Source organism: Paenibacillus aceris, from assembly GCF_017874035.1.
Lineage (GTDB): Bacteria > Bacillota > Bacilli > Paenibacillales > NBRC-103111 > Paenibacillus_E > Paenibacillus_E aceris.
In genome coordinates this window covers 1-11,303 of the sequence record NZ_JAGGKV010000047.1, presented here as the reverse complement: position 1 = coordinate 11,303, position 11,303 = coordinate 1, and the positions used below count along the sequence as shown (strand labels likewise).

Below are 11,303 nucleotides of genomic sequence, written 5' to 3'. Positions count from 1 at the left end.
GAAGAAATGAAGAGCACCGACATGCCCTTTTGGGACAAGGAGAGCACAAGCTTCTGAATTTCCGCTTTGGCCCCGATATCGATTCCCCTTGTCGGTTCATCCAAGATTAACAGCTTCGGATTCGTCAGCAGCCATCGGGCCAGCAGCACTTTCTGCTGATTGCCTCCGCTTAAATTTTTGATCAGATGCTCCGGATTTGGCGGGTTAATATTTAGAGCGCGAATATATTCTTCCGCTATTTCATCCTGGCGCTTTCGGGGAATCGCATTGAACCAGCCACGCGTCGCCTGCAGCGCAAGAATGATATTCTCGCGAATGGTCAAATCGTCAATGATGCCTTCGGTCTTGCGATTCTCAGAGCAGAAGGCGATGCCTTGGTCAATCGCTTGTCTCGGTGAGTGTATGCCGCCGCCAACGTTCTCCATGAGGAGATCACCTTGGTCGGCCCGATCAGCCCCGAAAACCATTCTAGCCAGTTCCGTGCGGCCGGATCCTAGTAACCCGGCAAGTCCCAATATTTCCCCCTTTCGTATTTGAAGATCAAACGGTTCTATCGCTCCTTTACGCCCAAGTGCTTTTGCTTCCAGCATCACTTCCTTTGCAGCGGAACTACCCGCAACTTGAGATTTTGGCAGCTCATCAAGCAGATGCAGCTCCTTGCCAATCATCTTGGAGACTAACTCTAACCGAGGTAGATCATTTGCCATATACTCCCCGACAAATTCTCCGTTACGGAGAATGGTTATTCGATCAGACACTTCATACACTTGATCCAGAAAATGAGTCACGAATAATATCGCTAAACCTTCGGCTTTCAACTTGTTTATGACCTGAAACAGCTGCTTTACTTCACCGCGATCCAAGCTTGATGTCGGTTCATCCAATATAAGCACTTTTGCCGAAATGCTTAAAGCCCGGGCAATGGCAATCAGCTGTTGGAGCGCAAGCGGGTAAGTATGGAGTGGGACGGTAACATCAATGAAAAGATTTAATCTTTCCTTCAGAAGTAATTCTGCATCCCGGTTCATCTCTTTCCAAAGTATACGTCCATAGCGGCGTGGCTCTCTGCCAATGAAAATGTTCTCTGCTACTGTAAGGTTTGGGCACAAGTTTACTTCTTGATACACCGTACTAATTCCAGCCTGTTGAGCATCTTGCGGGCTCGATACGATGATTGGCTTGCGATCCATTTCCACGCTGCCTTGATCGATAGCATAGACACCGGTAAGAACCTTAATCAGTGTCGATTTACCTGCTCCATTTTCGCCCATCAGGGCATGAACCTCTCCCGGAAACAGTCGGAAGTTAACACCGGACAGAGCTTTAACGCCCGGAAACTGTTTATGAATACCCGTCATCTTCAATATAGGCTGCTTTGCTCTCATGGGATAACTCCTCTCCTTATCTATCTTTTTCTTGTTGTGTCCTCATTATAAATCGCTTATGGTCACCTTTTATACAGAGTTTCAAGCTGACTTTTTGTGAATATTTACGGGTTTTTCTGTATCCCGACAGACAAAATGGTGTTTTTTTTAGCGAAAATTGTTATTTATGGTGAATGATGCACGAAGAAATGGTTAGCGTTTACATATTCGTACCGACAGCAATTTGATATAGTGGAATTGTTTTACGACCTTCAACCACAATCCATAGGGGGCACAGTAGATGAAAAAAGTGATACTGGTTGATGATGAAATTTTAATTCGCGAAGTGATTCGAGACACGATCCAGTGGGAGAAAGAAGGATTTATCTATTGTGGTGGAGCTCCCGATGGGGAAGTTGCTCTTCCCATGATCGAAGAATTTCGTCCCGACATCTTAATTACAGATATCAAAATGCCCTTCATGGACGGGTTGGAATTAAGCTCCATTGTCCGTGAGCGATTTCCGGAAATAAAAATTGTTATTATCAGTGGTCACGGAGAATTTGAGTACGCCAGAACCGCACTTCGTTTAGGGATTGAGGAATACTGCGTCAAACCGTTCGGTTCCGCGGATTTGCTTGAAATACTTCAAAGAGTCAGTGATAAGATTGATAAGGAACGCCAAGCCAAAGAACAAATCGAACATCGAATCCAAGAACATGGCCAAAATGGAACTTTATCGCAAAGCAAGCTGTTAAATGAGCTGTGCAGCGGATTTATTACGACCTCTGAAGCCGTTCATTTGAGCTCTAAATTACAAATCGACCTGCTTTCCCAGTATTATGCCGTCGTGGTTTCAGATCTCCGAAGTATCACAGCGCCAGCCTCTCCGCCAGAAGATATTTCTGAATTAATGAAACAACAAGAGGAAGAGCTCCATGTTAAATACGCGAGTGAACAAACCTTGATGTTTAAACGGAGCATAACCGAGTGCGTTTGGATTCTAAAAGGGGATTCTCCGGAACAACTCCAACAGGAATTAGAATCCTTCCTGCATGTTCAAAATCAATTAACCGATGATCTCCCCTATACCCTCTCCATTGGGCTTGGCAGCATTCAGGATCAAATGCAAGGCATACATACTTCATTCCTGGATGCAATGGAAGACATGCACTGGCGGAGAATATCCCATCAAAACCTCCAAGCTTTAAGGGAATCCAACCAAGTTGCGCCCGAGCAGTCGATATTTTTGGATCGTACCAAGTTTGTTGAATTTCTGAAAATTGGCTCGCCATACTTGAATCATTTAACCGAACAATACTGGAGCAGGAAATCCAGTTCCACGGATCGATACGGGGAATTGTTAAGCAAAGTAAAACATCACATCCATGAGCAATACGATAAATTCGATTTTTCCCTGCAAAATATTGCTGATCATGTGAATTTGAGCCCCGGACACCTCAGCAAAATTTTTAGTCAAGAAATGGGTCAAACATTCATCGAATATTTAACGCAGACGAGAATTCAAAAAGCTATGGAGCTGCTTCAGTCGACCCAGGCAAAGTCTTACGAGATTGCCTTCATGGTGGGCTATAACGATGCTAATTACTTTTCCAACCTATTCAAACGTGTTACCGGGATGACAACTATGCAATTTCGCAGAAGCGGTCAATTCAGGAGCCTGGCTGATAATGAAAGTGTGAAACACTTTGTCTATAAAGAAAAATAAGGATGAGACCACCTCCGCCGACGCGGGATGATCTCATCCTTTTTACTTTAGTTTAGAATCATATTGGCAATAGCTGCAAGATCCACGATATCAATCTTACCGTCATTATTTAAATCTGCTGCTTTGAACTGAGCCCACTGAGGATCAGAGGATGTTAAACCATAGTGGGAGGCTGCAACAGCAAGATCTCCGATTCGAACGACATTGTCTCCATTCAAATCTCCCGGTAAATAAGTAATGATCAAGGACTTAAATGCTTGCACCGCTGCATTTAATTGATCAAATGCCTGATTTACTTGGTCCTGAGTTGCTGTGCTCGCGTTTGCTACCTCAGTTGCACCATGAATCGCTGCAAGCAGTGCGGCTTTGGATCCCAGCGGATACTCGCCCGGTCTTGTTCCCTCCACTGAAGCATCATACAGCGCCTGAGCCATCGCAATAGCTTCACGTAGAGCTGTCTTGGTCACAGATACGATTTGGAAGTGGTATGAATCTGGATTCGTTATCGCTGACTCCACTCCATTGCCATCTGCAAAGACGATATCTGACGTATAAATAGTACTTGATTGGGTTTGACTAAGTTCCTTTGCCTTAAACTGCAGTTTTAACAGGTTCATCGGGGTGCCAGTCGCTTGATCCGTATGCAGGTCTGCTGTAAGCAAGCGTACTTTTCCAGGCAACGCCGATTTATCTACAATCGTTAAACCTGGTTTCATAGGCTCGGCAGAAATAAATTCAATTTGGGCCGGATCATAGTTAATCGTCATATCTTGAGCATAGACGTTTGGTGTTACGGTATTTAATCCAAGCACTACCTCAAATGATTGATTGGAAACAATACTTGCAGGCCCGGATAAATACGTCATTTGGGTATTGCTGCCCTGCACGGTCACATGGAACGTTGCGATGAATCCGCCGTCTCTTGTAGATGCTGTGATCGTCGCTACGCCATTTGCGATTGCTTTAAGTTGACCCGTCTCACTGACTGTGACCTTCGTCTCATCGGTGCTGGACCATACAATTCCTTGATTCGTTGCATTGGCCGGAAGTACAGTTGCAGTCAATTGTTTTTCCTCACCGCTCGTAAGGCTGAGATCGCCATTTCCAAGCGTTACGCCAGTAACCTTAGTCCCTGTGTTAACAGGTGCAACTGCCGGAACTTTAGCCGATAGCTGATTATACTCCGATAATGTAACCGGAAGCACAGTTCCATGACGCGGTTTGGAAGGCAGAACGAAGTCCGTGGACATCGTCCAATTGCCCGATGCCAGATCGGTTGTTTCAAACGGCTTATACCCGCCGCCGCTGAAGTAATCGATAAATAAATACCATTTATTGCTTCCATTCGCTTTGAATACAAGCGGGCCTTCACCCACGGAAATGGAGCCTTTACCGATACCTTCCGTAATTGTCGTGAAATTTCCGAAGATAGAGTCGCTGACTTGTTCGAAAACCATTTTACCGTTAGGCGCTGTGGATGCGTTATAACTTCTTTCATCCTTGGTAAATCTGTAAATTTGGTTGTTATGCTCGATCATCGTTGTATCAATGACAGAATATCCCGGATTGTAGTATTCCTGTGCTTCTGTAAACGTGTAGAAATCTCTTGTCTTCGCATACATAATTCGTTCGTTCGGACTGCCTGACTTCGTTGCGTCGCTGTAAATCTTCGAAGCCCAGAACACGACATATTCACCTGTCGTTTTATCATAGAACGCCTCCGGTGCCCATGTGTTGCCAGCCAAATCCGAAGATACCTTCACCATCCGCTGCTCGGACCAGTTAACCAAATCCGTCGATTCCCAAACCATAATTGAAAGGGAACCTGTTTTCTGAGCGGCTGTCCAGTCATTGTTGCCATAAATCTTAAGATCCGTTGCGATCAAATAAAACTTATCTCCTTCAGGCGAGCGGATAATGTACGGATCTCTTACCCCTTTGTCCCCTAAGTTCGAAAGGATCGAAGGATTGCCCCCGTTCAGTTCCGTCCAGTGCAGAGGATCATTGCCTTGGCTTAATGCAAAGTATAGCTGCTCGCCGTTGGAATAGCCCTCCCCTGCGAAGTAAGGGAAGAAATAGCCTTGATAATCAAGCGCTTCTGGCTTCTCTTTCACAGTTGCCACGAATGCTTTGGTCAGAACCTCATTGTTATGCGTCAAAGTAGCTGTCAACTTCACAGTTACATTTCCGCTGCTATGCGCAGGTCTAGTCACTTCACCGGTTGGTGTAATGATATCTGAGCGCTCAGAGCTCCATGTAATCGTAGAGCCGTTAGAACCAGACGTCGGAAGTGTCAAGTTGCCTCTTACATCGTCAATGTTATAGACGCGCAGCGCCTGAGCATCCCCAACCAGAAGCTCAACGTCAGTAGGAAGTTTTTTCACTGTAATCGTAAACGACTTGCTGTCAACCGCTGCATTTTTGACGATCGTTGCCGTTAATGTCACTGTCTTGTCTGTTTCAGATGAGGTTGGACGTGTTACAGCACCTGTATTGTTAACCGTCTTCGTATCGCTGGAAGACCATGTGATTGTGCTGCCAAACTCGCCTTTAACCGGAAGCGTCAAATCGCTGATTACAGCGCTTGTATCGCCAAGTGACAGACTTTCTTTATCCATTGTGACATAGTAGGAGTCCGGCTTTGCCGAGAGCGCTTGAATGTCCGATACGCTCAGAGCCTTCGTATAAACCCTGAAATCTTTGACCTTACCGTTCATGTACTTGTCGGCTAAGTAGGCAGGACGGCCAATGTAGTTGGCAATCGTCGCTTCCATATCATTCGGAGTGTATGTCAGCGCTGTATTACGCGCAACTTGAACTCCGTCGACATAAAGCGTTCCTGTTGTCCCCGTTTGTGTGTAAGCAACCTGCTTCCAGCTTCCTTTCGGGAATACGGAGGATACGGTTGCGCTTTGCTCATTCGAATAGCGGGTCTTCGTGATGACAGATCTGTATTGTGATTTGCTATCTTCAAACAACAAGCTCAAATAGTGGGCGTTAGCGTCGTTCAACGGATCCAGCGAAGACCCGAACGTGTAGAGCCATGCCGGATTAGGTGACGCCGGGTCTACAAACACATCGGTTACTACCGTGATGCTTGACAATCCCGTAAGAATACCATTAGGCATTTGCACATAGCCTGTGCTTCCATCCAGCTTCACGCCATTGCCGCTCTGCCAGGTTGCCCCGCCATTCAGCGTACCGTTCAAACCGTTACCGGATGAATCCGCTGCGACACTGCCGGTTGTCTCATTAAATTTGTACCATAGCAACAAGCCTTGGGGAGCGACATTTACCGCAACATGATAGGTGATAGATTGATAGACAATCGTAATAATGGCACTGCCTTCACTAACACCGGTTACGATTCCGCTCGCATCGACCGAAGCTACCGCGGTATTGGACGACGAGTAGGAAGCTTGCCCTGCAACTTCCGCAGTTGAACCGTCACTATTAAATAAGATTAGTGAAGTCGCATGCGTTTTGGCCGCCTGTAGTGGATAAGACTCGCTATCCAACAAAACGGACGGGAAAGTATCGGAAGCAATCAGACCTGCCTGATTCGACCTTTTGGATTCACTCTCATCCTTCATATAGGTCATAACATAAAAGTAAGGTTGTCCGGTCGTAAGACCGCTGTCTGTGAAACTGGCAGACGCTCCGCTGTAGACTTGCTCGAAAGTTCCGCCCGACTTAATTGCTCTGTAAAGCTTGTAACCGCTCGCGCCTGTTACAGGATCCCAGCTTAACGATGCCGAAGTTGCCGTTTTGCCGGCAAGGATCAGATTGGATGGATTCGCTGCCTGATCCAACGTAGTAGTGCTTACAGCTTCAGAGAGCATAAGCTCGCCACTCGTATTTACCGATGATACTTTGTAATAATACGCATTTTGCGATGCAAGCCCTTTATCCATAAAGGAAGTGCCGTTAACATCACTTTTAACTTTTGTATAAGTTCCATTCAAAGATGAAGATCTGTAGATATTGTACCCTGTTGCTCCTGCGACTGCGTCCCAGGAAACGTTCACTGTTGAAGACGATGGATCTGCCTTCAAGTTCGTTGGGATAGCCGGAGCTGCCGAAGTTACACTGACATCATCCATATAGAAAGCCTGCCATTTGTTGCGGACTGCCAGCTTGCCTTTCGTTAAATCCGTATCTATTACGTCAAAAACCAGTGTTTCCACGCCATTATTGATGATATAGCATTTGATAGAGCTGCCTTTAACAACAACTTTCAGGGTATACCAGGTGTTCGCTGTCATCGTATAGCTGCTTGTTGACATTGTAACCGCTGTTGCTCCCCCTACCCGCTTGGAAAGGGCTAATGTATTTAACAGCTGCATTTGGAAGTAGTAATAGTTATTCGTGTCCTGATAACGGAAATAGAATCCCGGATACGCTCCGCCCGCTTTGGTATTAAAACGCGCAACTGCCGTGTAATCCATCCAGTTCGCGTCTCCGACACTGATAATTCCTTCGTTCGCATCCGTTTGATTCAATACTTTGTTGCTAGCATTTGTCGGATCAGTGCCTACCGTCCATGTACCGGACGTGACTGTCCAGCTCGGATTGGCCGTGTAGTTGCCGTCTTCAAAATTATCCTGCACGAGAATGGTTGCTACCCGTACATTCACTTTATAGCTTTTACCCTGATACTCGACCGTTATTACCGTATCTCCGGGACTCAAGCCTGTCACTTGGCCGCTCGCACTAACGGATGCGATAAGCGGATTAGCGGATGAATAACTCGCATTAGCCGTGATATCTTGCTCGTTGTTGCTGCCATCAACTGTTTTCAGCACGGTAGCATGAACAGCATTTACATTGAGCGTATACGCGTACGAATCAAGATAGTTATATCCGTTAGGCGCTGTTACGGTAACGGTTGCCGTAACGGATTCACCTGGCAGATAACCGTCGGCTACAGGAATGCCAAAGTAAGGTGAACCGTCCGCGTGCCAATAAATATACTGCACTCGGGCCCATCTTGAAGCGTCATACAATGGCGCATAGGAGTTTACACCCGAATATTGTTGATTTTCCCGGGCATGGTAGGATAAAACTTCTCTTGTTCCATCCTCGGAAAGTGTAAAGGTCGAGTGACCAGGACCGAATTGGCCCGTCGCGACACTTGTGGCCATTACCGGATAAGGAGTTTTGGTCCATGATGCCGGATCAAGCAGGTTAGTATTCGGTGAATCTACTGCAGTTAGCAGCCCAATCGCATAAGTCGAATCGGTAGAGCCGGCAGAGAAGGACATAAAAATCTTACCGTTCTTCTTCATCACCGACGGCGCTTCTTCAACGTTGTCTCTACGCTGCTCCCACGTGTACTCCGGTGTTGAGATGGTTACTTGGTTGCTGTCCAGTGTTGTAGGACTAGTCATTTTGGCAATGCGGATGCTGGAGTTTACGGAGCCAGCTCCATATTTGTAAGCATAGGCCATATACATTTCATTATTGTGTTCGAAAACAGTTGCATCCAGATCGAAGGACTCATTGATCATGGAGACTTTGACCGGGGCGCCCCAAGCATCCTGCATTGGATCGCTTCCTTGGCATTCAATGACGTAAACACGAAGGTCAAAGTTAGCGGTTGTTTTACCACCTGCAAAGTATACATACCATTTGCCGCCAATTTGATGGATCTCCGGCGCCCAAATATGAAACGATGCATCGCCGGAAGCATTTTTATAAAAAATCTGCTTCTCTTCCGCCGTTGCAAGACCTTGAATGGTCTTTGCTCTTCTTAGTGTAATACGGTCATATTGTTTGGCGGCCACATTGTTATTGCTTGCATCCATGTAAGAGCTTGTATAGTAAAAGTAACCGTCCTGACCTTTGTAAATGTCAGGGTCCGCTCCGTTCTTAATCAACGGATTACTATAGACAGGCACATCAGGAAGCGTAGATTGTGGAATTGTCCCTGTTACAGTGAACGTGCCGGGCTTGGAGTAAGCATTGGAATCAATAGCATCCCACTTTACAGCCTTTTGTTCTGTCGTTCCGTCGCTATACTTCACATCTGCTTTAGCCGGCAGGACCGGTGCTTGATCCGCTGTTGTGCTAACCGCAATATTGTTCGATCCCGTCGGAATCTTCGGGGTACCGATACTGGCCAGCACGGTATTCAGCTCAGATTGCGTAACGGCAATTGAACTGGATGCAATTGCACCTGTCGGCTTCTTCGTCAGATCCGGAACAGCTGCTGGATACGCTGCACCTGTATACACGGTATTCGTAGAAACGCTTACAAAATCATTCGTTGTATTGGCGTAGACTTTCGTTCCATCCGTCCAATATATAACGTAATTCCCTGCAATCGAATCGTAAACAGCTTGAGGCTTCTTCGCTGCCAGACTAGTGCTGTTCATTACAATCGCACGTTCGTTCGAGTAATGAATAAGATCTGTCGTATCCCAAGCGAAAATGCTTGAACTCGTCGTTGCCCCTGCGCTTGTCGCAGCTGTCGCCAGAAGAACGAAGGTTCCATCCTGTTTTCTCAATAAAAAAGGATCGCGAATTTGCTGGCCATTGGTCGGCGAAGCGCCGTAGCCTTTATTTATTTTAAACAAAATCCCATTGTTGTCATTCAGTGCCACCCAGTTGATTCGATCGTAACTGTAGGCCAGGTGCAGACTGTCATCCATATAGGTCATGCTTGTCCCCGAAGTATTACTTGTATAATAAGGCATTACATAAGCTCCGGTTGAATCCTCTGCTGCTTCCACAGCAGGAAAGTAAGCAAACATACTGACCAACAATGCCAGAATCGTCAAAACAGGTATAAACTTCTGCCTCATTCGCATTCTTCCTCCCTAATCCTAAATGCCTTTAAACGTCCATCATGATAATCTCGGTGACCTGATCCTAAGCGGTAAGCTCGATCCCTCCTTGTAAAAATAATTTGCATGGAACATCGCTATGTATACGTTAATACTAAGTCTTTCTTGCAAAAACTCAATTCAATTTTTTAAGTAATTCCTTTATTTTTTTACGATGACTAGGTATTTTATCCTAATTCTCATGCACCATCCCCTTCATCATCCGCTAATTATCTCACATTACTTTTTCTTACGGACCACTTCCGTTCACTTAATGCCTTTTGCAGCAAAATAAATAAGCAAAGCAGCAGGCCGATCACAATTTTCGTCCACCAGGAACTGAGCGTTCCTTCGAAACTGACGATCGTCTGGATGACTCCTTGAATCAGTACCCCGAAGAACGTGCCGGCAATATAACCTACCCCGCCGGTTAACAGGGTACCGCCAATAACGACAGCTGCGATTGTATCAAGCTCCATCCCCATCGCGTGCAAGCCATACCCGGATAACATGTAGAAGGTAAATACGACGCCTGCTAACGCTGAACAAAAGCCGCTGAAAGCATACACGCCCATCTTCGTTCTGGCGACTGGCAGTCCCATAAGGATTGTCGACTGCTCACTGCCCCCAATGGCATACGTATTGCGCCCGAAGCGTGTGTAATGGGCCATATACATGCCAATTGCAACGATAAGCAGAGCAATCACAACGCTAATCGAAATGAAGTTGCCGCCCGGCAGCGGGATTTTGGTCTGGGCCATGCTCGTGTACATCGGATTATCGATCGTAATCGTGTTAATGCTGATCACGTAGCACAGCCCTCTTGCCAGGAACATTCCCGCCAGTGTGACGATGAACGGTTGGATTTTGAAATAATGAATGATGGCTCCCATTCCCCATCCGAACAGCGTTCCTAAGACTAATACGAGCGGGATGACAAGAAACGGCGACCAGCCTGCTTCCACCAGCGAAGCTGAGATCATGGTCGTTAAAGCGATCACGGAACCTACCGACAAGTCGATGCCGCCGGAGACGATGACGAAGGTCATCCCCACAGCCGTAATCAATAAAAAGGCATTATCGATGAGCAGATTCAGCAGCACTTGCAGGGAGAAGAAGCCCGTATACCGGAAAGAACCGGCGATATACATCAAGGCGAATAAGCAGACGGTGACATAAATCGGAATGTATTTGCGATTAAGCAGCATGGCGTTTGGCCTCCCGTTCTCCCGGATAATGGCGGGTCTTCCAGCGGAAGACGATGGATTGGCGGAAAGCTTCGGACTGAATTAAGCAGACGGCCAGTACGACAAATGCTTTGACCACCAACGTGATTTCAGGCGGAACTCCGATCATATAAATCGTGGTGGTCAACGTTTGGAT

4 protein-coding genes and 1 pseudogene are annotated in these 11,303 nt (G+C 46.4%); 1 reads left to right on the top strand and 4 read right to left on the bottom strand.

Annotated features, from left to right (window positions below):
• Window positions 1-1,385, bottom strand: a 1,385-nt coding sequence (locus J2Z65_RS34680; protein ID WP_209856379.1) for a sugar ABC transporter ATP-binding protein, incomplete at its 3' end; no start/stop codon positions are given.
• A 280-nt stretch (window positions 1,386-1,665) separates the two neighbouring features.
• Here J2Z65_RS34680 and J2Z65_RS34675 point away from each other — a divergent pair.
• The gene (locus tag J2Z65_RS34675; protein WP_167063109.1) at window positions 1,666-3,093 is read left to right on the top strand and encodes a response regulator; all 1,428 of its coding nucleotides are present in this window, start codon (window positions 1,666-1,668) and stop codon (window positions 3,091-3,093) included.
• A gap of 47 nt (window positions 3,094-3,140) precedes the next feature.
• Here the strand turns inward: J2Z65_RS34675 and J2Z65_RS35595 are convergent, their stop codons facing one another.
• From J2Z65_RS35595 to J2Z65_RS34640, 3 genes and pseudogenes are all read right to left on the bottom strand, one after another.
• Window positions 3,141-9,899 carry a family 43 glycosylhydrolase gene (locus J2Z65_RS35595; protein ID WP_167063106.1) on the bottom strand — a complete coding sequence of 2,253 codons (6,759 nt, stop codon included), beginning with the start codon at window positions 9,897-9,899 and terminating at the stop codon, window positions 3,141-3,143.
• A 251-nt stretch (window positions 9,900-10,150) separates the two neighbouring features.
• Entirely contained in the window at window positions 10,151-11,128 is a 978-nt protein-coding gene (gene yjfF, locus J2Z65_RS34645) for a galactofuranose ABC transporter, permease protein YjfF (RefSeq protein ID WP_209856377.1), read from the bottom strand.
• Window positions 11,118-11,303: pseudogene (locus tag J2Z65_RS34640) on the bottom strand (ABC transporter permease); the annotation flags it as partial. The pseudogene J2Z65_RS34640 and the gene yjfF, both read right to left, overlap by 11 nt.